Origin of the sequence: Nonomuraea bangladeshensis, from assembly GCF_039529455.1 — a bacterium.
In the GTDB taxonomy this organism is placed as follows: Bacteria; Actinomycetota; Actinomycetes; order Streptosporangiales; family Streptosporangiaceae; genus Nonomuraea; species Nonomuraea bangladeshensis.
In genome coordinates this window covers 492,210-515,816 of record NZ_BAAAMV010000001.1, presented here as the reverse complement: position 1 = coordinate 515,816, position 23,607 = coordinate 492,210, and the positions used below count along the sequence as shown (strand labels likewise).

The 23,607-nt window shown below is 72.2% G+C and carries 23 protein-coding genes; 8 read left to right on the top strand and 15 right to left on the bottom strand.

The features are described from left to right. Positions 1–158: 158 nt before the first annotated feature. Complete coding sequence (locus ABD292_RS02170) at positions 159–878, bottom strand: DUF5941 domain-containing protein (protein WP_329582716.1); 720 nt, start codon at positions 876–878, stop codon at positions 159–161. Further along, complete coding sequence (locus ABD292_RS02165; protein ID WP_344204790.1) at positions 875–2,407, bottom strand: CDP-alcohol phosphatidyltransferase family protein; 1,533 nt, start codon at positions 2,405–2,407, stop codon at positions 875–877. Before ABD292_RS02165 ends, ABD292_RS02170 begins: the two co-directional genes overlap by 4 nt. Before the next feature lie 151 nt (positions 2,408–2,558). On the opposite strand from ABD292_RS02165, the gene recO reads away from it, so the two are divergent. Continuing rightward, on the top strand, positions 2,559–3,293 hold the full coding sequence (gene recO, locus ABD292_RS02160) for a DNA repair protein RecO (protein ID WP_344204789.1): 735 nt from the start codon (positions 2,559–2,561) through the stop codon (positions 3,291–3,293). Further along, positions 3,290–4,063, top strand: coding sequence for an isoprenyl transferase (locus tag ABD292_RS02155; RefSeq protein WP_371251097.1), 774 nt, complete (start codon positions 3,290–3,292; stop codon positions 4,061–4,063). Before recO ends, ABD292_RS02155 begins: the two co-directional genes overlap by 4 nt. A gap of 44 nt (positions 4,064–4,107) precedes the next feature. Here ABD292_RS02155 and ABD292_RS02150 read toward each other — a convergent pair whose 3' ends face one another. From ABD292_RS02150 to ABD292_RS48865, 3 genes are all read right to left on the bottom strand, one after another. Then, positions 4,108–4,347, bottom strand: coding sequence for a helix-turn-helix domain-containing protein (locus ABD292_RS02150; RefSeq protein WP_344204786.1), 240 nt, complete (start codon positions 4,345–4,347; stop codon positions 4,108–4,110). Further along, positions 4,347–5,048: a DUF2975 domain-containing protein gene (locus ABD292_RS02145; protein ID WP_344204785.1), complete on the bottom strand. Its 702-nt coding sequence runs from the start codon at positions 5,046–5,048 to the stop codon at positions 4,347–4,349. The genes ABD292_RS02150 and ABD292_RS02145 overlap by 1 nt, the downstream gene beginning before the upstream one ends. A gap of 113 nt (positions 5,049–5,161) precedes the next feature. Then, positions 5,162–5,356: a response regulator gene (locus tag ABD292_RS48865; RefSeq protein WP_425564964.1), complete on the bottom strand. Its 195-nt coding sequence runs from the start codon at positions 5,354–5,356 to the stop codon at positions 5,162–5,164. 71 nt (positions 5,357–5,427) lie between these two features. Between ABD292_RS48865 and ABD292_RS02135 the strand changes: the two genes are divergently transcribed. After that, entirely contained in the window at positions 5,428–5,940 is a 513-nt protein-coding gene (locus tag ABD292_RS02135) for a hypothetical protein (protein WP_344204784.1), read from the top strand. 20 nt (positions 5,941–5,960) lie between these two features. Here the strand turns inward: ABD292_RS02135 and ABD292_RS02130 are convergent, their stop codons facing one another. Beyond that, positions 5,961–6,509 carry a CGNR zinc finger domain-containing protein gene (locus tag ABD292_RS02130; RefSeq protein ID WP_344204782.1) on the bottom strand — a complete coding sequence of 183 codons (549 nt, stop codon included), beginning with the start codon at positions 6,507–6,509 and terminating at the stop codon, positions 5,961–5,963. 91 nt (positions 6,510–6,600) lie between these two features. On the opposite strand from ABD292_RS02130, the gene ABD292_RS02125 reads away from it, so the two are divergent. Further along, positions 6,601–7,503, top strand: coding sequence for a DMT family transporter (locus ABD292_RS02125; protein ID WP_344204781.1), 903 nt, complete (start codon positions 6,601–6,603; stop codon positions 7,501–7,503). Here ABD292_RS02125 and ABD292_RS02120 read toward each other — a convergent pair. The 9 genes from ABD292_RS02120 to ABD292_RS02080 all read right to left on the bottom strand — a co-directional run bounded on the left by ABD292_RS02120 (position 7,440) and on the right by ABD292_RS02080 (position 17,193). Continuing rightward, complete coding sequence (locus tag ABD292_RS02120) at positions 7,440–7,832, bottom strand: Fur family transcriptional regulator (RefSeq protein ID WP_344204779.1); 393 nt, start codon at positions 7,830–7,832, stop codon at positions 7,440–7,442. The two genes, ABD292_RS02125 and ABD292_RS02120, sit on opposite strands and share 64 nt — an antisense overlap. Then, positions 7,829–8,698 (bottom strand): metal ABC transporter permease, encoded by an 870-nt coding sequence (locus ABD292_RS02115; protein ID WP_344205292.1) that lies wholly within the window; start codon positions 8,696–8,698, stop codon positions 7,829–7,831. The genes ABD292_RS02120 and ABD292_RS02115 overlap by 4 nt, the downstream gene beginning before the upstream one ends. Then, a complete protein-coding gene (locus ABD292_RS02110; protein ID WP_344204778.1) occupies positions 8,698–9,477 on the bottom strand; it encodes a metal ABC transporter ATP-binding protein in 780 nt (259 codons plus the stop codon). Before ABD292_RS02110 ends, ABD292_RS02115 begins: the two co-directional genes overlap by 1 nt. After that, positions 9,474–10,415 carry a metal ABC transporter substrate-binding protein gene (locus tag ABD292_RS02105; protein WP_344204777.1) on the bottom strand — a complete coding sequence of 314 codons (942 nt, stop codon included), beginning with the start codon at positions 10,413–10,415 and terminating at the stop codon, positions 9,474–9,476. Before ABD292_RS02105 ends, ABD292_RS02110 begins: the two co-directional genes overlap by 4 nt. A gap of 379 nt (positions 10,416–10,794) precedes the next feature. Beyond that, positions 10,795–11,604 carry a formate dehydrogenase accessory sulfurtransferase FdhD gene (fdhD, locus tag ABD292_RS02100; protein ID WP_344204776.1) on the bottom strand — a complete coding sequence of 270 codons (810 nt, stop codon included), beginning with the start codon at positions 11,602–11,604 and terminating at the stop codon, positions 10,795–10,797. Between the two features lie 11 nt (positions 11,605–11,615). Then, positions 11,616–12,458, bottom strand: coding sequence for a 2Fe-2S iron-sulfur cluster-binding protein (locus tag ABD292_RS02095; protein WP_344204775.1), 843 nt, complete (start codon positions 12,456–12,458; stop codon positions 11,616–11,618). Further along, complete coding sequence (locus tag ABD292_RS02090) at positions 12,455–14,272, bottom strand: NAD(P)H-dependent oxidoreductase subunit E (protein ID WP_344204774.1); 1,818 nt, start codon at positions 14,270–14,272, stop codon at positions 12,455–12,457. Before ABD292_RS02090 ends, ABD292_RS02095 begins: the two co-directional genes overlap by 4 nt. A gap of 3 nt (positions 14,273–14,275) precedes the next feature. Next, a complete protein-coding gene (locus ABD292_RS02085; RefSeq protein WP_344204772.1) occupies positions 14,276–16,177 on the bottom strand; it encodes a molybdopterin oxidoreductase family protein in 1,902 nt (633 codons plus the stop codon). A 38-nt stretch (positions 16,178–16,215) separates the two neighbouring features. Then, positions 16,216–17,193, bottom strand: a complete 978-nt coding sequence (locus ABD292_RS02080; protein WP_344205290.1) for a 2-dehydropantoate 2-reductase — start codon at positions 17,191–17,193, stop codon at positions 16,216–16,218. 75 nt (positions 17,194–17,268) lie between these two features. Between ABD292_RS02080 and ABD292_RS02075 the strand changes: the two genes are divergently transcribed. The 4 genes from ABD292_RS02075 to ABD292_RS02060 all read left to right on the top strand — a co-directional run bounded on the left by ABD292_RS02075 (position 17,269) and on the right by ABD292_RS02060 (position 23,594). Beyond that, complete coding sequence (locus tag ABD292_RS02075; RefSeq protein ID WP_344204770.1) at positions 17,269–18,450, top strand: molybdopterin molybdotransferase MoeA; 1,182 nt, start codon at positions 17,269–17,271, stop codon at positions 18,448–18,450. Between the two features lie 92 nt (positions 18,451–18,542). After that, positions 18,543–20,213 (top strand): thiamine pyrophosphate-binding protein, encoded by a 1,671-nt coding sequence (locus ABD292_RS02070; protein WP_344204768.1) that lies wholly within the window; start codon positions 18,543–18,545, stop codon positions 20,211–20,213. Between the two features lie 42 nt (positions 20,214–20,255). Continuing rightward, positions 20,256–21,479 (top strand): formyl-CoA transferase, encoded by a 1,224-nt coding sequence (gene frc / locus ABD292_RS02065; RefSeq protein WP_344204767.1) that lies wholly within the window; start codon positions 20,256–20,258, stop codon positions 21,477–21,479. Further along, the gene (locus ABD292_RS02060; protein ID WP_344204766.1) at positions 21,480–23,594 is read left to right on the top strand and encodes an acetate--CoA ligase family protein; all 2,115 of its coding nucleotides are present in this window, start codon (positions 21,480–21,482) and stop codon (positions 23,592–23,594) included. Positions 23,595–23,607: the final 13 nt, after the last annotated feature.

Below are 23,607 nucleotides of genomic sequence, written 5' to 3'. Positions count from 1 at the left end.
GGGAGGCGGGAAAGCCAGAGAGCGCTCTCTGGGATGATCTGAGCACACGGCTCACTTCCCGTCAAGCAGTCGGTGAGAGCGCTCTCCGCTTCGGGGTCCGCACAAAGACGGACGGCGCCGCCCCCAGGGGGCGGCGCCGTCCGGACCGACGACAGGAGTCAGGCCTTCTCGGCCTCGCCGGTGGCCTGCTCCATGGCCTCCTCGGGGGACGCCTCCAGGTCCTGCTCGGCGTCGGCCCCCGCCTGCGCGCTCGCCTTGTCGAGACGCACCCAGCTCGTCACGCTCTCCACCGCGAACAGCACGAACAGGTAGGCCGTCAGCACCGCCAGCACGGGCGTCAGGAAACCGGCCGCCGCGCCCACGCCGATGATGAGCAGCCGCAGCTCCCAGCCGAGCCCCGCCCGGAACACCCAGGCGGGCGGCCAGATGCTCTGCCGCGTCCGGTAGACGGTGTCGTAGGTGTGGTAGCCCACCACGTACACCAGCACGAACAGCAGCCACTTCGGCGCGTCGGCGGCCAGGCCGATCGCGATCGTGGCCAGGAACTCGGTGCCGCGCAGCAGCGGCGGCGTCAGCCAGTCGAGCCGGCCCAGGTGGTCGCGCGGCGCCGTCGGCAGGATGAGCAGCAGGGCGATGGCGACGGGCACGAGCAGCATGGGGCCGGACTCCGGCAGCCCGGCGACCGTGACCCCGGCCACGGCGAGCAGCGCGACGAGCGCGGCCGGCACGGGCGGCAGGCCCCGCCCCAGCCGGGGCGCCAGCGCCTGGACGAGCGGGCCGTCGTCGCGGTAGGCGAGCAGGCGGGCGGTCTGGATGCGCCGGCGCTCCTCGTCGGGGTCCGGCGTGGGGGTGGCCATGGCCTGCGGTTGGGTGATCATACGAGCGACCTCATGAGGCGTCCGGTGAGGGAGTAGGCGGCGGCGACGGAGCCCCAGATCACCAGCGTCAGGAAGGTGATCCGGGCGTCGAAGAGGGCGGCGGTGATCGCGATGGCCGCGAACCGCTCACCGATGGGGAAAACGATCATCTTGCGCGCCCAGTGGACGGCCCGGAACCTGCCGGCCCTGGTCCACATCTTGAGCACGCCCCGCAGGCCCTGGCTGCGCTCTTCCCGGCGGCGCGACAGCGCGGCCCGCAGCTCGCGGTCGTCGGGGGCGTCGAGCGCCAGCGTGGGCAGCTTCGCGGGCGGCTTGCGGCGGTTGGCCGCGCCGAAGGAGAAGTCGAGCAGGTGGCGAATGGACTGCAGGCCCAGCGCGGCCAGCGCGAGGATCCAGATGTCCTCGCCGTTGCCCGCGATCACGTAGCCGAGGGCGAGGCCGGCGAAGACCACGTATTCCTTGAACCGGTCGAACGTGGCGTCCAGCCAGGCGCCGAGGACGCCGAACTTGCGGGCGTACCGGGCTACCTGGCCGTCGACGCAGTCGAAGACGAACGCGAAGTAGATCAGCACCCCGCCCAGCACCATCCACGGCCGGTCGCCCGTCGCGAAGCAGGCGGCCGCGGCCACGCCCAGCGCGATCGAGATCAGCGTGACCTGGTTGGGCGTCAGCCCCCGCCGGGCCGCCCAGCGGGCGATGAAGCGGGAGTAGGTGGAGACGAAGTAGGTGGTGAAGAAGCCGTCGGCGCCCTTGACCGCGTTGTTGAGCCGGGCGCGGTCCTCGTCCATGGCGGCCATCTCGGGGCCGGCCTCGTTGACCTCCTCCTGGGTGGTGACCCGGCGGTAGAAGAGGTCGCGGCGGCCCCTGATGCCGACCGACACGCCGTTGCGCACCAGGCCGAACACGACGAGCTGCACCAGGTCGTCGTCGGGGCCGAAGGTGTGGGCCATGGCGGCGAGCTCGCGGCAGGTCTCCGCGAGCACCGGCGCGTTGCGCGCGCTGACGTGCAGCGGGCCGAGCAGCGCGCCGTTGGGGCGGGTCACGGCGTGGGTCGCGGTGCCGACCGAGACCACCCGTGACTTGCCGATGCGGGCGCGCACCGGCAGCCCTTCCAGCCGGTTGAGGCCGATCTCGGGATCGGCCTCGTCGATGGGGACGAGCTCGGACTCGGCCTCGGCGGGGTCCTCCGGAGCCTCCTCGTCCGTGCTGCCCGCTCGCGGCTCCTTGGCGACGAGCGCCAGCGCACCGCGCTTGGTCTTGGTGATCTGGTAGATCAGCTCGTCGTGGGTGACCGAGTTCTCGGGGATGATGAGCAGGCTCTCCGTCGCCGACTCGGCGACCTCCGCCAGCGCGCGCAGGGCGGCGGCCACGTCGCCGGCGGCGATGGTGGCGGGCCTCGGGTCGTAAGAAGCCAACTGGCCGCGCAGCCGCTCGGCCACGGTGGGATTGCCGGGCAGCGCGGCCAGCCTCAGGCCGGTCGGAGAGGTGTCGGGGCCGGGCGAGGCGCCCAGCAGGACCACGCGGGTCATGACTCCCTTTCGAGGCGGTAGCGGGGGGTTGAACAACGGGTAATGCGGGGACAGGCGTCAAAGTCTAGTGAGAGTCACGCAAAGTCGCGTCATCCGAGCATGCCCGTAACGCCGGACTCCTCGGCACACAAGGCGGCCGTAAGATGTCGGAGTGAGTCTCTATCGTGACGAAGGCGTGGTTCTGCGTACGCAGAAGCTCGGCGAGGCCGACCGCATCGTCACGGTCCTGGCCAAGCGCACCGGCAAGATCCGCGCCGTCGCCAAGGGCGTGCGCAGGACCACCTCGCGCTTCGGGGCCAGGCTGGAGCCGTTCACCCACGTCGACCTGCAGCTCCACACCGGCCGCACGCTCGACGTCGTCACCCAGGCCGAGACGCTCCGGCCCTACGGCGAGGCGCTGGCCGCCGACTATCCGCGCTACACCGCGGGCAGCGCCATGCTGGAGACCGCCGACCGGCTGACGCACGGGGAGAAGGAGCCGGCGCTGCGGCAGTTCCTGCTGCTCGTGGGCGGGCTCCGCACGCTCGCCGAGCGCACCCACGAGCCCCGGCTGGTGCTCGACGCCTACTTCCTGCGCTCGCTGGCGGTCGCCGGCTACGCGCCCGCCCTGGAGGCGTGCGCCCGCTGTCAGACCCCGGCGATCAGGGCGTTCGCCATCGTCGCGGGTGGCGTGGTGTGCGGGTCGTGCCGCCCGCCCGGGGCGGCGGTCCCCGCCGGGGAGACGATCGGGCTCATGGCGGCGCTGCTGCGCGGCGACTGGGTCACCGCCGACGCCTCCGACTCGCGCCACCGCAACGAATGCAGCGGGCTGGTCGCCGCATACCTGCAATGGCACCTCGAACACGGAATACGCTCTCTCCGACACGTCGAAAGGGAGCCAGTGTGAACGTCCGTCCTCCGACCCCTCATCCGTCCGGCGCCACGCCGCCGCCGATCCCGCGAGAGCTGGTGCCCCGGCACGTGGCCATCGTCATGGACGGCAACGGCCGCTGGGCCAAGGCACGCGGCCTGCCGCGCACCGAGGGGCACAAGGCGGGCGAGTCCTCCCTGTTCGACGTCATCGAGGGCGCGCTTGAGCTGGGCATCCCCTACCTCAGCGCCTACGCCTTCTCCACGGAGAACTGGAAGCGCTCGCCCGACGAGGTCCGCTTCCTCATGGGCTTCAACCGCGACGTGATCAGGCGGCGGCGCGACGAGCTCAACGCCATGGGCGTGCGCGTGCGCTGGGCGGGCCGGCCCGGCCGGCTCTGGAAGAGCGTGATCTCCGAGCTGCAGACCGCCGAGGAGATGACGGTCGGCAACCGCAAGCTCACATTGCAGTTCTGCGTCAATTACGGCGGGCAGGCCGAGATCGTCGAGGCGGCGCTCAAACTCGCCCAGGACATCGCGGCCGGCCGCGTCAAGCCCGGCAAGGTGGACGAGAAGGTCTTCGCCCGTTACCTCGACGAGCCGGAGATCCCCGAGGTCGACCTGTTCGTGCGCTCGTCGGGGGAGCAGCGCTTCTCGAACTTCCTGCTGTGGCAGTCGGCCTACGCCGAGATGGTCTTCCTCGACCGGCTCTGGCCCGACTTCGACCGGCGCGACCTGTGGGAGGCGTGCGAGATCTACGCCAAGCGCGACCGCCGCTACGGCGGCGCCCTCCCCAACAAGGTCTGACCGCCGCGTACGGCCCCGGCGTGGTGGCGCGGGGCCGTCCGCGATCAGTCCGAGGAGCGGGGCCTGAAGGACAGCAGGTCGCCGGGCTGACAGCCGAGCACCTCGCAGATCTTGCTCAGCGTCGAGAACCGGATCGCCTTGGCGCGGTTGTTCTTGAGAATCGACAGGTTCACGTTGGTGATGCCGACCTTGTCGGCCAGCTCGACCACCGTCATGCCGCGCTCTTCGAGCAGCCGGTCCAGATGCACCTCGATGGCGTGCTCGGGGTTCTCCGCGGGTGACATCAAACGGTTCCTTCGAGTTCCTCGCGCAGGTGCGCGCCGACGCGGACGACCTTGGACATCACGACGAGCCCGAGCCCGGCGATCAGGTACGCCCAGGGGAAGCTCCAGCCGCGCAGAGCCATCGACCCCACCTCCCTGACGGTCCCGGCCACCATCGACACGGCCAGGCCGGTCTCCACAATTGTGGTGTAAAGCGACGCCGCGAGCGTGCCGGCGATGAGGAACACGCCGAGGAAGCGCAGCTTGCGGACGATCGTCTCATCGAAACCGCTGTCCCGCCGGGCGTCCGCGATCAGCCGGTCGAGGAGGAAGAGGGCGACGAGCACGACGAGCGGGGTGGCGAACCGCGAGGTCTGGTAGAGCGACTGCGTGCCGAGGCCGGCGTCGTCCTTGCAGAGCTGGGGCAGTCCGTGGGCGAAGTCGACTCCCTTCTCCACGGGATAGGGGTTGTCGTCGGCGCCGCTGCTCTCCGCCACTGCCTTGCTGCGTCGGGGGTCTTCGGTGACATTTCCCTCCACGTCGAGGATGCTCGGTGACGCCACGCACACCGAGCTCCGGTCGCCGAGGGATCCGGTGGCGTTCTCTCCGCCGGTCAGGGCGGCACGCCCGATCTCGTAGACCAGGGTGGCGGCGAACAGCGCCAGGAGGAGGCGGACGACGATCGCCGTCCACTTCAGGGAGGCGGATGTGTCGAGGGACACGGCACAGCTCCATATCGTTGCTCGATATTATTGTTTCTCGATAGTATCGAAGAACGATAAGGAGTCAAGCGCGGTCGCCCGGGTTCCTGAGATGAAGGGCGAGGCGGGTGCGGTCAGGGGTGCCGTGACTCGGCCATCAGGCGTCCGGCGACGGGCGGGGCGAGCACCGTCTCGCCGCGGCCCGCCCGGTGCATGAGCTCGACGCCATCCATCCTGGGCATTCTCGCGTCCACCAGCGCCACGTCCGGACGGCACTCCCCGGCCACGCGCAGCGCCTCCTCCCCGTCGGCGGCGACCGCCGGCACCATCCGCCCGCCGCCCCAACGGCGGCGAGCCGACGTGACTTGTGTCCCGGATCGTCGTGCCCGACCGTTGAGGCATGAGAATCTTGACCGTCTTTGTCGCCATCCTGCTGTCGGCCGTCCTGGGCGGTTGCGGTGAGGAGCGGATGCGAGGAGCGGGGCCGTCGGCGTCGCCATCGGCGTTACGTCCTTGTCCGGAGATCGCTGAGCCGCCGATGCCGAGCCCTTGTGTGACGATGCCCTCCTGGGAGCAGAAGCACGCCGGCAACAGGGCGTACCGCCAGCGCGCCGCGCTTCCTCCGGAGGTGGCTGCGGAGGCCGAGCCGGTGGCCGAGGCTCTGCGGGACAGATTCGCCGGCCTGCGCGAGCGGAAACTGCACGGCGAGGCCCACGTCGCGAAGGCGGTCCGGGCGGTCGCTCCACCGGGGACGAACGTCATCATCAGGGCGGGAGGCGCTCGCTCCGCCGTGGTGTTCGCCATCGAACTGCGGGGAGGATGCCTGACCGGCTTCTACGACGAGCGTGAGTCGGAGGTGGAGGTGGGCGGCTACATCAACGACGGCGGCTGCCTGACGGCTCCCGGTCACTGACCCTGCGCTTCAGAAGTGGGTCAGGCGCGGCGGCGGGCGCGGTAGGCGGCGACGTGCATGCGGTTGCCGCACGTACGGCTGTCGCAGTAGACACGCGACCGGTTGCGTGACTCGTCCACGAAGACGTGGTCGCAGTCGGGGGCCGAGCAGGTGCGCAGGCGTTCGCCCTCGCCCTCCACCAGCAGCAGCGCCAGCGCCACCCCGCAGTCGGCGGCCAGGTGCTCGGCCAGGCTGGAGTCGGCGGCGAAGTAGTGGACGTGCAGGGGGTGGCCGTCGTGCTCGGTCAGGCGCGGCGTGATGCGGGTCGAGGAGAGCAGGGAGTTGAGCGTGTGGACCGCGGTCGGCTGGTCGGGCGCGGTGAAGACGCGGTGGAAGGCCTCCCGGACCGCGCGGACCTGGGCGAGGTCGCGGGCCGTCAGCTTGCCGATGCCGCTCACCTCGCGGGACTCCACGAACGCCTGGAGCTCGGCCAGGCCGGGCAGCCCCTCGTCGCCGCCCGTGGCCGGTGAGGTGTTGACCAGTTCGACGACAGTGGCCAGAGAATGCACCATGTCATGGCCAAACGGCATGTTGACTCCTGTCCGCGCCGGATCCTAGCGTGGTCGAACTGTATCTCTTACTGCGGCCACGGGGGTTTTCATGGGGGCACACCGTCGTATCGTGATCATCGCGATCGTCGGCGCGCTCGTCATCTCCACCTCCGCGCCGCTGGTCCGGCTGGCCGAGGTGTCGCCGGCGACGTCGGCGTTGTTCCGCTGCGCGTACGCGATCCCGCCCATGCTGGCGCTGGCCTGGCTGGAGCGGCGCAGACACGGCCCGCTGCCGCGCCGGGCGGTGCTGCTCGCCTGGGCGGCGGGCCTGACGTTCGCGTTCGACCTGCTGTTCTGGCACCACGCCATCGCGTACGTCGGCGCGGGACTCGCGACCGTGCTGGGCAACCTGCAGGTGTTCCTGGTGGCGTTCGCGGCCTGGGCGGTGTTCGGGGAGCGGCCGTCGAGGCGGCTCATGGTGGCGACGCCGGTGGTGTTCGGCGGCGTGGTGCTGATCTCCGGGGTGTTCGACAGCGCGGCGTACGGCGACGACCCCGTCATGGGGGTGCTCGCCGGGGTGGCCACATCGGTGTCGTACGCGGCGTTCCTGCTGCTCATGAAGGGCGGCTCGGACCGCGCGGCCGGGCCGCTCGCGCACGCCACCGTCGTGGCCACGGTGGCGATCGCCGCGCTCAGCCCCGCCTTCGGCGGCGCGGACCTCGCCCCGAGCTGGCCCGCGCACGGCTGGCTGCTGCTGCTCGCGCTCGGGCCGCAGGTGCTGGGGTGGTCGCTCATCACGTTCACGCTGCCACGGCAACCGGCCGCGCTCACCGCGCTGCTCCTGCTCGTGCAGCCCCTGACGACCGTGGCGCTGTCGGCGGTGGCGCTCGGCGAGCGGCCCTCGCCCTGGCAGCTCGCCGGATGCGCGGTGATCGTGCTCGGCGTGCTGTGGGGCTCGCGCCGCGGCGCTCAGCCGGCGGGCGGCGCTGACGGCGAACAGGACGCGCAGGTGCCGAACACCTCCACCGTGTGAGTGATCTCGGTGAAGCCGTGCTCGCTGCCCACGGCCTCGGCCCAGCGCTCGACCGCGGGACCGGCCACCTCGACCGTGCGCCCGCACTTGCGGCAGACGAGGTGGTGGTGATGGACCTCGCTGGCGCAGGCCCGGTAGACGGACTCGCCGTCGTCGGTGCGCAGCACGTCGACCTGACCGTTGTCGGCCAGCGCCTGCAGCGCACGGTAGACGGTGGTCAGGCCGATCTTGGCGCCGTGCAGGCGCATCTCCGCGTAGACGTCCTGCGCGCTGCGGAACCCCTCGCTCTGACGAAGGGTGTCGTGCACGGCGTCGCGTCTCGTCGTCATGCGACCTCCTCGACGCGCATTGTTGGACCCACTCTGGACTCCTCGTCGCTCCGGCCTCGGCGTACGAATTTACCGACAGCGAGGGCCAGGACGAAGCCGGCGAGAGCGATGAGCACGATCGAGGCGCCCGGCGGCACCTTCGGGGACACGGTGGAGGCGAGCAGTCCGCCCACCGAGGCCAGCACCCCGAACACCATCGCCGTCGCCATCGTGGCGCGGAAACCGCGCGTGAGCTGCTGACTCGTCGCCACCGGGATCACCATCAGCGCGCTGACCAGCAGCAGCCCGACCACCCGCATGGCGATGACGACGGTCAGCGCGGCCGTGACCGCGATCAGCAGGCTGAGGAAGCGCACCGGCAGGCCGCTCGCGCGGGCCATCTCCTCGTCCTGGCAGAGCACGAACAGCTCCCTGCCGAAGATCACGACCACGCCGATCACGGCCACGGCCAGCGCGGCGATGACCCAGATGTCGGCCGGGGTGACGCTCGCGATGGCGCCGAACAGGTAGGAGTTGAGCTTGGCGTTGCTGCCGCCGGGCGCGACGGCCATGAGCATGACGCCGCCCGCGATGCCGCCGTAGAACAGCAGCGCCAGCGCCACGTCGCCGCTGGTGCGTCCGCGCGCGCGTACGAGCTCGATGGCCACCGCACCGACGACGGAGACGAGCACGGCGGTCAGCACCGGCGCCGTGCCGGTCAGGAAGCCGAGCGCCACGCCGGTCAGCGCCACGTGCCCGATGCCGTCGCCGAGCAGCGCGAGCCGCCGCTGCACGATGAACGTGCCGACGGCGGGCGCGCACAGCCCCACCAGCAGCGCCGCGACGAGCGCGAGCTGGAAGAGCTGCTCGCCCAGCAGTTCGAAGATCACCTTGGTTCCCCCTGCCACCCGGTCAGCGGCCCGGCCACCGGCTCGGCGGCGTGCGGATGCTGGTGCTCGTGCCCCGGCCGCGCGCACTCGCCCTCGGGACGCGGCGGCGGCCCGTCGTGCGCGATGCGGCCGCCGCCGATGACGACGCCGCGCGTGATGACCGGCTCCAGCGGGCCCAGCTCGTGCGCGACCAGCACCACGGTCTTGCCGCCGAGCACCAGCCCGGCCAGCGTGTCGGCGAGCAGGTGCTGGGTCCCGGCGTCGACGCCCGCGGTGGGCTCGTCCATCACGTACGTGTCCGGCTCGCCCGCCAGCGCGCGGGCGATGAGCACCCGCTGCTGCTGGCCGCCCGACAGCGACTGGACGGGGTCGCCCGCGCGGTCGGTCAGGCGGACGGCCTCCAGCGCCGCGGCCACCGCCGCCCGGTCGGCCGCGCTGGTGCGGCGCAGGCGGCGCTGGCGGGCGATGCGGCCCGAGGCGACGACCTCGCGCACGGTGGCGGGCACGCCGCCGCCGACCTGGAGGCGCTGCGGGACGTAGCCGATGCGCCACCAGTCGCGGAAGCGCGAAGGTGGCCGGCCGTAGATCAGCGTGCTGCCGCCCGAGAGCGGCGTGAGCCCGAGCAGGGCGCGTACCAGCGTCGACTTGCCCGAGCCGTTGGCCCCCAGGAGTGCGACGACCTCGCCTGTGTGAACGGTCAGGTCGATCCCCCGGAGGATCGGCTTGCCGTCGTAGGCGACCCGGCCGCCGGTCATCGCGAAGGCCGTCTCGCTCATGCCGTACACCCCAGTGCTGTTTGAAGAGTCTTGAGGTTATCGCGCATGGCGGAGACGTAGTCACCGGAGGGCTTGCTCTCCAGCGGGTCGAGCACGGCGGTCTTCGCGCCGACCTCGTTCGCGAGCACCTCGGCCACCTTCGGGCTCACCAGGGCCTCGGTGAAGATCGTGGTCACGCCCTCGGCCCTGGCGAGCTTGGCCACCTCCGACAGGCGCGCGGGGGACGGCTCGGTCTCGGGGTCGAGGGTGATGCCCACCTGCTTCAGCTTGTAGCGGTCGGCCAGATAGCCGAACGCCTCGTGCGCCGTCACCATCGTCCTGGACCGGCAGGTGGTCAGGCCCTTGGTGAACTCCTGGTCGAGCGTGGTCAGGGTGGCGGCCGTCTTCGCGGCGCGATCCCGGTACGCCTGGGCGTGCGCGGCGTCGGCGGCGGCCAGGCGCTCGCCGAGCTTGCCGGCGACGGTGGCCATGCGGGACGGGTCGAGCCAGAGGTGCGGGTCGTAGCCCACCTCGTCGTGGCCGTGCTCCTCCTCGCCCTCGTGCTCGTGCTCGTGGCCCTCGCCGGCGGGGATCGTGGTGACGGCGGTGGCGGCGTCGAAGCTCTTCTCCTGGTCGACCGCGTCGTCCACGGCCGGCTGGACGCCCTTGACGTAGACGGTGAGCGCGGCGTTCTGGAGGTCGGTGACCTGCTGGATGCCCAGCTCCAGGTCGTGCGGCTCGACGCCGGGGGCGGTGAGGCCGGTCACCTGGACGTCGGATCCCCCGACCTGCTCGGTCAGCCATTGCAACGGATAGAAGGCGGCGACCACCTCGGGCTTGCCGTCGGAGGTCGCGCCGACCTCGGACACACCGGAACCGCCGCCGCAGGCCGTGGCGCTGAGCAGGGCGCCGGCGGTCAACAGACCGAGCGCACCCAGCCGGGAAAATCCTGACATCATGGGAGTCAGTATGCGCCAAAATGAAAACGGTTGTCAAAATCTGTCCCCCGGACGCAGCTACGAAGGCGCGTAGAGGATTGGGGAGCGCCGCGCGCACGGGATCGGTGGCGCTGCGCGCAGGGGATTGAGGGGCGCTGCGCGTATGGGATTGGGGCGCTGCGCGTAGGGGGATTGGGGGCGCCGCGCGCACGGGATTGGTGGCGCTGCGCGCAGAGGATTGAGGGGCGCTGCGCGTACGGGATTGGTGGCGCTGCGCGCCAGGGGTTTGCGAGGGAGCGCCGTCGCCTGGACTGAGGAGCGCAGGGAGCGAAGCGACCGTAGCGACGAGGGAAGGCGACGGATCTGAGCGACCGAGCCCGCCTGCGCGAAGCGCAGGCAATCAGACGCGCCCTTCACCCGTGTAGACGTTCATCGAGTTCCCGCGCAGGAACCCGATCAGCGTCAGCCCCTCCTCGGCGGCGAGTTCGACGGCCAGCGACGACGGCGCCGAGACGGCGGCGAGCACCGGCACCCCGCCCATCACCGCCTTCTGCACCAGCTCGAACGACGCCCGCCCGGACACCATGAGCACGCAGCCGCGCAGCGGCAGCCGTCCTTCGCGCAGCGCCCAGCCGAGGAGCTTGTCGACCGCGTTGTGCCGGCCGACGTCCTCGCGCACGCACAGGGGCTCGCCGTCGGCGGTGAACAGGCCGGCGGCGTGCAGGCCGCCGGTCCGGTCGAAGACGCGCTGGGCGGCCCGCAGCCGGTCGGGCAGGCTCGTCACCGTGGCGGGCCGCAGCGTGACGGGGTCGTCGGCGGCGCTCCAGCGGGCGACGGTGCGCACCGCCTCCAGTGACGCCTTGCCGCACACGCCGCAGGAGGAGGTGGTGTAGAAGTTGCGCGGCTCGGGCGCGGGCACGCCGGGGGCGAGCCGTACGTCGAGCACGTTGTAGGTGTTGCCGCCGTCCACGGTGGCGCCCGCGCAGTAGCGGATGGTGGCGATCTCGCCGGGCGCGCCGACGGCCCCCTCGCTGACGAGGAAGCCGGCGGCGAGGTCGAAGTCGTCGCCGGGCGTGCGCATGGTGACGGTCAGCGGGGTGCCGTCGAGCCGGATCTCCAGCGGCTCCTCGGCGGCGAGCGAGTCGACGGCCGGCAGCCGGGCCCGGTCCTTGACGCGGACGATCCGCCGCTTGACGGTGACCCTAGACATGAGCGGGGACCCTAGACATAGCCGTACCCGAAGCGGCCCTTCACGCAGAGGTTGCCCTTCGTGACGGGGTTGTCGTGCGGCGACGTCACCTTGACGATCTTGTTGTCCTGGACGTGCAGGGTGAGGTTGCAGCCGACGCCGCAGTAGCTGCAGACGGTGGTGGTCTCGCTCTGCCGCGTCTCGTCCCAGGTGCCCTCGGCCCGCATGTCGAACTCGGTCTTGAACGACAGCGCGCCCGTCGGGCAGACCTCGACGCAGTTGCCGCAGTAGACGCAGGCCGAGTCGGTGAGCGGGGCGTCGAACTCGGTGGCGATCGTCGCGTCGAAGCCCCGGCCGGCGACGCCGATGGCGAAGGTGTTCTGCCACTGCTCGCCGCAGGCGTCCACGCACTTGTAGCAGAGGATGCACTTGCTGTAGTCGCGGACGTAGAGGTCGTTGTCCACCTTGGCGGGCTGCTCGACGGTGGCCGCGTCCGCGCCGAACCTGGCGGGGTCGGCGCCGTACTCGGCGTTCCACTCGGCGGCGCGCGGCGTCGTGGACATGTCCACGGAGGAGCCGAGCAGCTCCAGCACCACCTTGCGGCTGTGCCGGGCGCGCTCGGTCCCGGTGCCGACCTTCATGCCCGGCTCGGCCTTGCGCGAGCAGGCGGGGGCGAGGGTACGGGCGCCCTCGACCTCCACCACGCACACCCGGCAGGCGTTCTTCGGGGTGAGGGTGTCGCCGTGGCAGAGGGTGGGCACGTCCTTGCCCGCCGCCCGGCAGGCGTCGAGGATGGTGGCGCCCTCCGGCACGCGTACGGTCTCGTCGTCGATCTGTACGTCGATGAGCCGCCGGGGCGGCTGCAGCGGGATCATTCGAAAACTCCCAGGCGGTCGATGGCCGATTCGACGGCGTTCCACGCGGTCTGCCCGAGGCCGCAGATCGAGGCGTCGCGCATGGTCCGCCCCACGTCGCGCAGCAGCACCAGGTCGTCGTGCGAGACCCGCCGCGACAGCCGGTGCAGGGCCTCCTCCTGGCGTACGGTGCCCACCCGGCAGGGCACGCACTGGCCGCAGGACTCGTCGCGGAAGAACTCGGCGATCCGGAGGAGCAGCTGTTTGAGGTCCACGGTGTCGTCGATGACGAGGACCACGCCGGAGCCGAGCGTGGCGCCCGCGTTCCTGGTGCCCTCGAAGGTGAGCGGGATGTCCAGGTCCGTGACGAACGCCCCGGCGGCCCCGCCGAGCAGCACCGCGCGGGTGGTGCCGGTGGTCCCGGCCAGCTCCAGCAGCTCGCGCAGGGTCGCGCCGAACGTCAGCTCGTACACGCCGGGCCGTTCCACCGCGCCGGAGACGCAGAACAGCTTGGGCTCGGCCGCCGCGTACGCCCGCGCCCCGCGCTCCAGGATCGGCAGCACGTTGACCAGCGTCTCGACGTTGTTGACCACGGTCGGCTTGCCGAACAGGCCCTTCTCCACGGGGAACGGCGGCTTGCTGCGCGGCTCGCCGCGGTGCCCCTCGATGGAGTTGAAGATCGCGGTCTCCTCGCCGCAGATGTACGCGCCGGCGCCCCGGCGCAGCTCGATGTCGAAGGAGAAGCCCTTGCCGAGGATGTCGGGGCCGAGCAGGCCGCGGGCGCGGGCGGTGGCGATGGCGTGCGCCAGGCGGGCGGCCGCCCTCGGGTACTCGCCCCTGACGTAGAGGTAGCCCCGGGCGCAGCCGGTCGCCCACGCCGCCACGGTCATGGCCTCGACCAGCGCGTACGGGTCGTTCTCCATGACCACCCGGTCCTTGAACGTGCCCGGCTCGCTCTCGTCGGCGTTGCAGACCAGGTAGTGGGGGTGGTCGGGCTGGCGGGCGGCGGCGTCCCACTTGCGGCCGGTCGGGAAGGCCGCGCCGCCCCTGCCGACCAGGCCCGACTCCAGCACCTCGCGGATCACCCCGGCGGGGCCGAGCTCGAAGGCGCGGCGGAGCGCGGTGTAGCCGCCGGTGGCGCGGTAGTCGTCGAGGCTCGCGGGGTCGGCCAGGCCGGCCCGCCGCAGCAGGATGAGGCCGTCCTGGCCGGCCTGCGGCACGGCGGCCACGGCGGGGGTGTCGCCGGCCACGTCGAGGCGCGGCCCGCTGCCGTTGGGGCTGGGGGAGCCCGGAACCGCGTCGGCGGGGGTCCTCGCCATGGCGTCGGCGTCGGCCGGGGCGTACACCTCGGCGCGCGGCGTGGTCCCCGCCTCCAGGGCGAGCGCGGCCGGGGCCCGTTCGCACAGGCCGAGGCAGGGGCTCTCCTGCCAGGTCTCGCCGGGCGGGCCGAGCCGCTCCTCGACCTGCTCGCGCAGCCGCCGGCCGCCCTTCGCCTGGCAGGCCAGGTCGGTGCACACGTGCAGCACCCGCGCCGGGCGCGGCCGCAGCGAGAACAGCGAGTAGAACGTCGCCACCCCGTACGCCTCCGCGGGCGGCACGGTGAGCCGCCGGCAGACGTAGTCGAGCGCGCCCTCGCTGATCCAGCCCACCCGGTCGTTGACCGCGTGCAGGGCGGGCAGCAGCAGGTCGCGCCGAGGCTCGGCGCGGGCGGCGAAGCGCAGGTCGGCCGCGGACCTGGCGCCGCCCTCCCAGCCGGTGGCGGGCGGGCCGAGCACGGCGTCGACGGCCGCGCGCTCCTCGTCGGACGGTTCTGCGTCGCGGAATCGGATGTCCATGCCTCACCCGGCCTTGACGAGCTTCTCGACGCGGACCGCGGCCGCCTTGAACTCGGCCGTGCCCGCGATCGGGCAGGTGGCCTCGATGGTCAGCGAGTTGACGTCCACGTCGTCGGGGAAGTGGAAGGTCATGAACACCAGGCCGGGCCGCAGCGCCGGGTCGATGAAGACGGGCGCGACGACCGAGCCGCGCCGCGAGGTGATCCGTACGTCCTCGCCGGCCGCGACGCCGAGCCGTTCGGCGTCCTCGGGGCACAGCTCGACGGTCTCGCCCCGGCGCAGCGGCGAGGCGAACCCGGACGACTGCACGCCGGTGTTGTAGGAGTCGAGGCGGCGGCCGGTGGTCAGCCGCAGCGGATACTCCTCGTCCAGCAGGTCCACCGGCGGCGAGTGCTCCAGCACCGCGAACGGCGCCGGCGCGCCGCGCCGCTCCGGGTCGCTCTCCCAGAGCCGCCCGTGCAGGTACGGCGGCTCCAGCGCGTCCTCCGACGGGCACGGCCACTGGATGCCCTGCAGCTCGGTCAGCCGCTGGTAGCTCATGCCGCGGTGCTGCGGCGACAGGGAGCGCAGCTCGTCCCAGACCTCCTCGGCGCCGTCGTAGGCCCAGTCGTGGCCGAGCCGGCGGGCCAGCTCGCAGAGGATCCAGATGTCGTCGCGGGCCTCGCCCGGCGGTTCGAGCGCCTTGCGGACCCGTTGCACCCGCCGCTCGCTGTTGGTGAACGTCCCCTCGGCCTCGCACCAGGCGGCGCTGGCCGGCAGCACGACGTCGGCCATCTGGGCGGTCTTGGTGAGGAAGATGTCCTGGACCACCAGGTGGTCGAGCATGGCCAGGCGCTTGGCGCAGGCGAGGGAGTCGGCCTCGGACTGCACGGGGTTCTCCCCGATGAGGTAGCAGGTGGTGACCTCGCCCTCGGCCATGGCCTCCAGCATCTGGGTGAGGTTGAGCCCGTAGCGGGGCTGGATGGGAGCGCCCCACGCGCTCTCGAAGCGGGCCCGCAGGTCCGGGTCGAGGATGTCCTGGAAGCCGGGCAGCCGGTTGGGGATCGCGCCCATGTCGCCGCCGCCCTGCACGTTGTTCTGGCCGCGCAGCGGCGACAGGCCGGAGCCGTAGCGGCCGACGTGGCCGGTCAGCAGGGCCAGGTTGATGAGGGCCCGGACGTTGTCGGTGGCGTTGTGGTGCTCGGTGATGCCGAGCGTCCAGCAGAGCTGGGCGCGGTCGGCGCGGGCGTACGCGTGCGCCAGCTCCCTGATCGCCGCGGCCGGCACGCCGGTGACCTGCTCGGCGGTCGTGAGCGTCCAGGGCTCGACGCACTCCTTGAACTCGGCGAAGCCCACGGTGGCCCGCTCGATGAACGCCTCGTTGTGCAGCCCGGCGTGGATGATCTCGCGGGCGACGGCGTGGGCGAGCGGGATGTCGGTGCCCACGTTGAGCCCGAGCCACAGGTCGGCCCACTGGGCCGTGCCGGTGCGGCGCGGGTCCACGGCGAACATCCTGGCGCCGTTCCTGATGCCCTTCAGCACGTGCTGGAAGAAGATCGGATGGGCGTTGCGGGCCGCCGACCCCCACATGACGATCACGTCGGTGTCCTCGACCTCCTGGTAGGAGGAGGTGCCGCCGCCGCTGCCGAACACGGCGGAGAGCCCCGCCACGCTGGGGGCGTGGCAGGTGCGGTTGCAGGAGTCCACGTTGTTGGTGCCGATGACCACGCGGCTGAACTTCTGCCCGACGTAGTTCATCTCGTTGGTGGAGCGGGCGCACGACAACATCGCGAAGCAGTCGGGGCCGTGCTCGGCGACGTTGCGGCGGAAGCCCTCGGCCGCGCGGTCCAGCGCTTCCTCCCAGGTCGCCTCGCGCAGCACGCCGTTCTCGCGCACCAGTGGACGGGTCAGGCGGTCATAGCTCATGATCCCTCCATTCTGTATACAGGCTACGGTATTCGGAGCTACACCGCGCGGACAAGGTTCGCGTTCAGCAGGTCGCTCACGGCGTGGATCGCCCGCAGCGTCGGGACGTCCGCGCCGGTCAGGTCGGCCAGCTCGACCACGGCCGCGAGGAGCACGTCCAGCTCCAGCGGCTTGCCCTTCTCCAGGTCCTGGAGCGTGGAGGTCTTGTGCTCGCCGGCCTTCTCCGCGCCCCGCAGCCGGCGCTCGATGGAGACGCCGGGGTCGCAGCCGACCCGCCCCGCCACCTCCACCGTCTCCCGCATCATGGCCACGACCAGCTCGCGCGCCCCGTCGTGGCGGCAGATGCCGGCCATCGTGGCGCGGGCGAGCGCGCTGATCGGGTTGAAGGCGATGTTGCCCATGAGCTTGATCCACACGTCGCGGCGCAGGTCGCGCTCGACGGGGCACTTCAGCCCGCCCTCGACGGCGGCCTCGCTGAAGGTCCGGCACCGGTCGGTGAGCAGCCCGCTCGGCTCGCCGATGGAGAACCGGGTGCCCTCCAGGTGGCGGATGACGCCGGGGCTCTCGATCTCGGTGGCCGCGTACACGACGCAGCCGACGGCCCGGTGCAGGGGCAGCGCGGCCGTGACCGCGCCGCCGGGGTCGACGCTCTCGATGCGGTAGCCCTCGTAGGGGCCCTTGAGCCGGTGGAAGTACCACCACGGGATGCCGTTCTGCGCGGCGATGATGCTCGTGGACGCGTGCAGGAGCGGCGCGATCATGGGGCCCGCCGCGGCGTAGCTGTTCGCCTTGAGGCCCAGGAAGACGTGGTCCACCGGCCCGACCTCCGTGGGGTCGTCGGTGGCGTGGGGGTGGGCGGTGAAGTCGCCCCTGGGGGACAGCACCCGCACACCGGCGCGGCGGATGGCCTGGAGGTGCTCGCCGCGGGCGATCAGGTGCACCTCGGCTCCCGCCCGGTGGAGGGCGGCTCCCACGTACGCGCCGATGGCGCCGGCGCCAAGAACAGCGACCTTCATGCTGCGCGCTCCGTTCTCGCGTCCGATTTGCATTCGGTATACAGTATGGAAAAACGCGGGTCAAGGAGCTTGCGGATGACGGTTGTGCGGCATGATCCAGTGGTGGACGCGATGTCATGGGAGGCCGCGCGACGTGTCGCGGCCGGGAGCGTGAAGCCGCTCGGAGCCGTGCCGGTGCCGGCGGCCGAGGCGCTCGGATGCCGGCTGGCCGGGCCGCTGCGGGCCCTGGTGGCGGTGCCCGGCGTGGACGTCTCCGCGATGGACGGCTACGCCGTGGCCGGTGACGGGCCCTGGCGGCTCGTCGGGCGGGTGCTCGCGGGGGGCCGGGCCCATGCCGGCCCGCTGGCGGCGGGGGAGGCCGTGGAGATCGCCACCGGGGCGCCGGTGCCGGCGGGGGCGGTGGCGGTGGTGCCGTACGAGCGCGCCGTGGCGGGCGCCGGGACCGTGGACGGGATCGTGGACGGAGCCGTGGAGCCCGGCCGGCACATCCGGCGGCGCGGCGAGGACATCCCCGAGGGGGCCGTGGTGCTGGAGGCGGGCGCGCCGGTGACGCCGGTCGCGCTCGGGCTGGCCGCCGCGCTCGGGCACGACGACCTCCTCGTACGGCCCCGCCCCGGCGTCCTGGTGCTGATCACCGGGGACGAGGTGGTGCACAAGGGGCGGCCCGGCGCGGGCCGCGTCCGCGACGCCATCGGACCGTTCCTGCCCGGCCTGGTCGAGTGGGCGGGCGGCCGGGTCACCGACACCGTCCACCTCCCGGACGGCCCGTCCGCCCTCCACGCCGCCCTGTCCGGAAGGGGCGCGGACGTCGTGGTGGTGTGCGGCGCCTCGTCGAAGGGACCCGCCGACCATCTGCGCGGCGTGCTCAATGCCCTCGGCGCCGACGTGCTCGTGGACGGGGTCGCGGTCCGGCCGGGCCATCCGCAGGCGCTGGCGCGGCTGCCGCACGGCCCGCTCGTGGCCGGGCTGCCCGGCAACCCGTTCGCCGCCCTCGGCGCGGCGCTCACGCTGCTCGTCCCCGCCCTGCGCGGGCTGACCGGGACGCCCGTGACCCGCGAGACCGGCACGCTGGGCGGCGACGTGCGCGCGCACCCCCGCGACACCCGCCTCGTGCCGGTCCGCCGCACGCCGGAAGGCGTGGCTCCGGTGGGCCATGACCGGCCGGGATCCCTCTGGGGTGCCGCCCTGGCGGACGCCCTGGCGGTGGTCTCTCCGGGCTGGGACGGCGAACCGGTGGAGCTGATCGAGTTGCCCTGAGGGGCTGGACAGGCCGATCGGGAGAGAGTAACCATTGCCTTCATACGGTATGCAGTATGCGGAAGACAGCGCTCTCCGAAGGGTGGCAGGGAATGTCGGAAACGATCTCTGGCGGTCATCTCGTGGCCAAGGCGCTCAAGGCCGAGGGCGTGGACGTGATCTACACGCTCTGCGGCGGCCACATCATCGACATCTACGACGGCTGCGTCGATGAGGGCATCGAGGTCATCGACGTACGCCACGAGCAGGTCGCCGCACACGCCGCCGACGGGCACTCCCGCATCACCGGCCGGCCCGGCTGCGCGGTCGTCACCGCCGGCCCCGGCACGACCGACGCGGTGACCGGTGTGGCCAACGCCTTCAGGGCGGAGAGCCCGATGCTGCTCATCGGCGGCCAGGGCGCGCTGAGCCAGCACAAGATGGGCTCACTGCAGGACCTGCCGCACGTGGACATGATGGCCCCGATCACGAAGTTCGCCGCCACGGTGCCGAGCACCGAACGGGTGGCCGACCTCGTGTCGATGGCCTTCCGCGAGTGCTACCACGGCGCTCCGGGGCCGTCGTTCCTGGAGATCCCGCGTGACGTGCTGGACGCGAAGGTGCCCCTGGACAGGGCCCGCATCCCGAAGGCGGGCCACTACCGGGCCTCCACCCGCCAGCAGGGCGACCCGGAGGCCGTCGAGCGGCTGGCCGACCTGCTGGCCCACGCCGAGAAGCCGTGCATCCTGCTCGGCAGCCAGGTCTGGACCTGCCGGGCCACCGACGCGGCCATCGACTTCGTCCGGGCGCTCAACGTGCCGGCCTACATGAACGGCTCCGGCCGCGGCACCCTGCCGCCGGGCGACCCCCACCACTTCCAGCTCAGCCGCCGCTACGCCTTCACCGAGGCCGACCTCATCATCATCGTCGGCACCCCGTTCGACTTCCGGATGGGCTACGGCAAGCGGCTGTCCCCGTCGGCGACCGTCGTCCAGATCGACCTCGACTACCGCACGGTGGGCAAGAACCGCGACATCGACCTCGGCATCGTCGGCGACGCCGGTCTCGTGCTGTCGGCGGCGGCGCAGGCCGCGAGCGGGCGGATCGGCGACGCCGCGGCCAAGCGCAAGGCGTGGATGGACGAGCTGCGCGCGGTCGAGACCGCGGCCTACGAGAAGCGACTGCCCCGCCAGCACTCCGACGCCCGGCCGATCGACCCCTACCGGCTGGTCCACGAGATCAACGAGTTCCTCACCGAGGACACCATCTACATCGGCGACGGCGGCGACATCGTGACCTTCTCCGGCCAGGTCGTGCAGCCCAAGTCGCCCGGCCACTGGATGGACCCGGGCCCGCTCGGCACGCTCGGCGTCGGCATGGCCTTCGCGATGGCGGCCAAGAAGGCCCGGCCGGACAAGGAGGTGCTGTGCCTGTTCGGCGACGGCGCCTTCAGCCTCACCGGCTGGGACTTCGAGACGATGGTCCGCTTCGACCTGCCGTTCATCGGGATCGTCGGCAACAACTCCTCGATGAACCAGATCAGGTACGGCCAGGCCGCGAAGTACGGCGAGGACCGCGCCCGCGTCGGCAACACCCTCGGCGACATCCGTTACGGCGACTTCGCCAAGCTCCTCGGCGGCCACGGCGAGGAGGTACGCGACCCGGCCGAGATCCGCCCCGCGCTGGAGCGGGCGCGCGAGTCCGGCAAGCCCGCGCTCATCAACGTCTGGGTCGATCCGGAGGTCTACGCCCCCGGAACCATGAACCAGACCATGTACAAGTGACGGCGCACAAGTGACGGCGCACCCGCGAAGGGCGGTCAGACGATGAAGGCTCTCGAAGGCGTCCGCATCCTCGACATGACGCACGTCCAGTCCGGCCCGTCGTGCACCCAGCTGCTCGCCTGGCTCGGCGCGGACGTGGTCAAGCTGGAGGCCCCCACCGGCGACATCACCCGGCAGCAGCTGCGCGACGTGCCCGGCGTCGACAGCCTCTACTTCACGATGCTCAACTGCAACAAGCGCAGCATCACGCTCAACATGAAGAGCGAGCGCGGCAAGCAGCTCTTCACCGAGCTGGTGAAGGACGCCGACGTCCTGGTGGAGAACTTCGGGCCGGGCGCGGTGGACCGCATGGGCTTCCCGTGGGAGCGGCTCCAGGAGCTCAACCCGCGCCTGATCTACGCCTCGATCAAGGGCTTCGGCGCCGGCCGGTACGCGAAGTTCAAGGCGTACGAGGTGATCGCCCAGGCGATGGGCGGCTCGATGAGCACCACCGGCTTCGAGGACGGCCCGCCACTCGCGACCGGCGCCCAGATCGGCGACTCGGGCACCGGCATCCACGCGGTGTCCGGCATCCTGGCCGCCCTCTACCAGCGCGAGCGGACCGGGCGCGGGCAGCGCGTGCAGGTGGCCATGCAGCACGCCGTGCTGAACCTGTGCCGCGTCAAGCTCCGCGACCAGCAGCGCCTCGCGCACGGCCCGCTGCGTGAGTACCCCAACAGGACGTTCGGCGACGAGGTGCCGCGCTCGGGCAACGCGAGCGGCGGCGGCCAGCCGGGCTGGGCGGTGCGCTGCGCGCCCGGCGGCCCGAACGACTACATCTACGTCATCGTCCAGCCGGTGGGCTGGCAGCCGCTCTCGGGCATCATCGGCCGGCCCGAGCTGGCCGACGACCCCGAGTGGGCGACGCCGGAGGCCCGCCTGTCCAAGCTGGACAAGATGTTCCAGCTCATCGAGGAGTGGACGATCCGCCACGACAAGTGGACGGTCCTGGACCGGCTCAACGCCGCGAACATCCCGTGCGGGCCGATCCTGTCCACCCGGGAGCTGGTGGAGGACGAGAGCCTGCGCGAGGAGGGCATCGTCGTCACGGTCCCGCACCCCGAGCGCGGCGACTTCGTCACCGTCGCCAGCCCGTTGCAGCTGTCCGACTCGCCGGTGGAGGTCCGCACCCCGCCTCTGCTCGGCGAGCACAACGAGGAGATCTACGGCCGGCTCGGCGTCGGCACCGAGGAGCTGGCCGAGCTCAAGGCGAACGGAGTCATCTGAATGGATCCCAGGCACGTCATCGAGCGGGCCCGCGCCGAGGGGCGCGCCGCGCTGACCGCTCCCGAGGGCCGGCTGCTGTGCGAGGCGTACGGCATCGCCACCCCCGGCGAGGGGCTGGCCGGCTCGGCGGAGGAGGCGGCGGAGCTCGCGGGGAAGATCGGGCTCCCGGTCGTCCTGAAGATCGTCTCACCGGACATCCTGCACAAGACGGACGCGGGCGGCGTGCTGGTCGGCCTGCGGACCCCCGAGGAGGTACGCCAGGGCTACGACACCATCCTCGCCAACGCCCGCGCGCACGCCCCCGACGCCAGGATCGACGGCGTCCAGGTGCAGCAGCTCGTCGGCGGCGGCCTGGAGGTGATCGTGGGCGCGGTCACCGACCCGACGTTCGGCAAGGTCGTCGCGTTCGGCCTCGGCGGCGTCCTCGTCGAGGTGCTGAAGGACGTGACCTTCCGGCTCGCCCCGGTCTCGGGCGACGACGCGCTCGCGATGCTCGACGACATCCGGGCGGCCGAGGTGCTGCGCGGCGCGCGCGGGGCCGAGCCCGTGGACCGGGCGGCGCTGGCCGCGCTGATCGAGGCCGTCGGCCGGCTGGTCACCGACCATCCCGAGATCGTCGAGGTGGATCTCAACCCGGTCTTCGCCGACGCCAGGGGAGCCGTGGCCGCCGACGTGCGGATCATCGTCGGCGACCGGCCGGAGGAGGTCACCCGGCTGCCCAGGGAGGAGATCCTGCGGCAGATGACGCGGATCTTCCGGCCGCGTTCCGTCGCTGTCATCGGCGCCTCCGCCGAGACCGGCAAGATCGGCAACTCGGTCATGCGCAACCTCATCGACGGCGGCTACCGGGGCCGGATCCTGCCGATCAACCCGAAGGCCGACGAGATCATGGGGCTGCCGGCGTACAAGAGCGTCGCCGACGTGCCCGGCGAGGTGGACGTGGCGGTCTTCGCCATCCCCGCCAAGTTCGTCGCCGCCGCGCTGGAGGAGGTGGGGGAGAAGGGCGCGGCCGGGGCGGTGATGATCCCGTCCGGGTTCGCCGAGACCGGCAACGTCGAGGGGCAGAAGGAGATCGTCGAGATCGCCAGGCGGCACGGCGTGCGCATGCTCGGCCCCAACATCTACGGCTACTACTACACGCCCGAGAACCTCTGCGCGACCTTCTGCACCCCCTACGACGTGCGCGGCAGCGTCGCGCTGACCTCGCAGAGCGGCGGCATCGGAATGGCCATCCTGGGCTTCAGCCGCACCACCAGGATGGGCGTGTCCGCCATCGTCGGCGTCGGCAACAAGGCCGACGTGGACGAGGACGACCTGCTGACCTTCTTCGAGCAGGACGACAACACCAAGGCCGTGGCCATGCACCTGGAGGACCTCAAGGACGGGCGCGGCTTCGTCGACGCGGCCCGCCGCGTGGTCCGGCAGAAGCCGGTCATCGTGCTCAAGGCCGGGCGCACCGCGATGGGCGCGCGGGCCGCGGGCTCGCACACCGGCGCGCTGGCCGGCGACGACAAGGTCTACGACGACATCCTCCGCCAGGCCGGCGTGGTCCGCGCCCCCGGGCTCAACGACATGCTGGAGTACGCCCGCGCGCTGCCCCTCATGCCCGCGCCCCAGGGCGAGAACGTCGTCATCATCACCGGGGCGGGCGGCTCCGGCGTGCTGCTCTCCGACGCCTGCGTGGACGCCGGGCTGACGCTCATGGAGATCCCGCCCGACCTCGACGCCGCCTTCCGCGCCTACATCCCGCCGTTCGGCGCGGCCGGCAACCCCATCGACATCACCGGCGGCGAACCGCCCGCGACCTACGAGAACACGATCCGCCTCGGCCTCGGCGACGACCGCGTCCACGCGCTCGTCCTCGGCTACTGGCACACGATCGTGACGCCGCCGATGGTCTTCGCCGAGCTCGTCGCGCGGGTGGTGGCGGAGGAGAGGGAGAAGGGCAACGTCAAGCCCGTCGTGGCGTCCCTGGCCGGGGACACCGAGGTTGAGGAGGCCAGCGAGTACCTGTTCGAGCACGGCGTGGTCGCGTACCCGTACACGACGGAGAAGCCCGTCGCGGTCCTCGGCGCCAAGTACCGCTGGGCGAGGGCCGCCGGACTGCTGCGCTAGAGCCAGGCGGAGC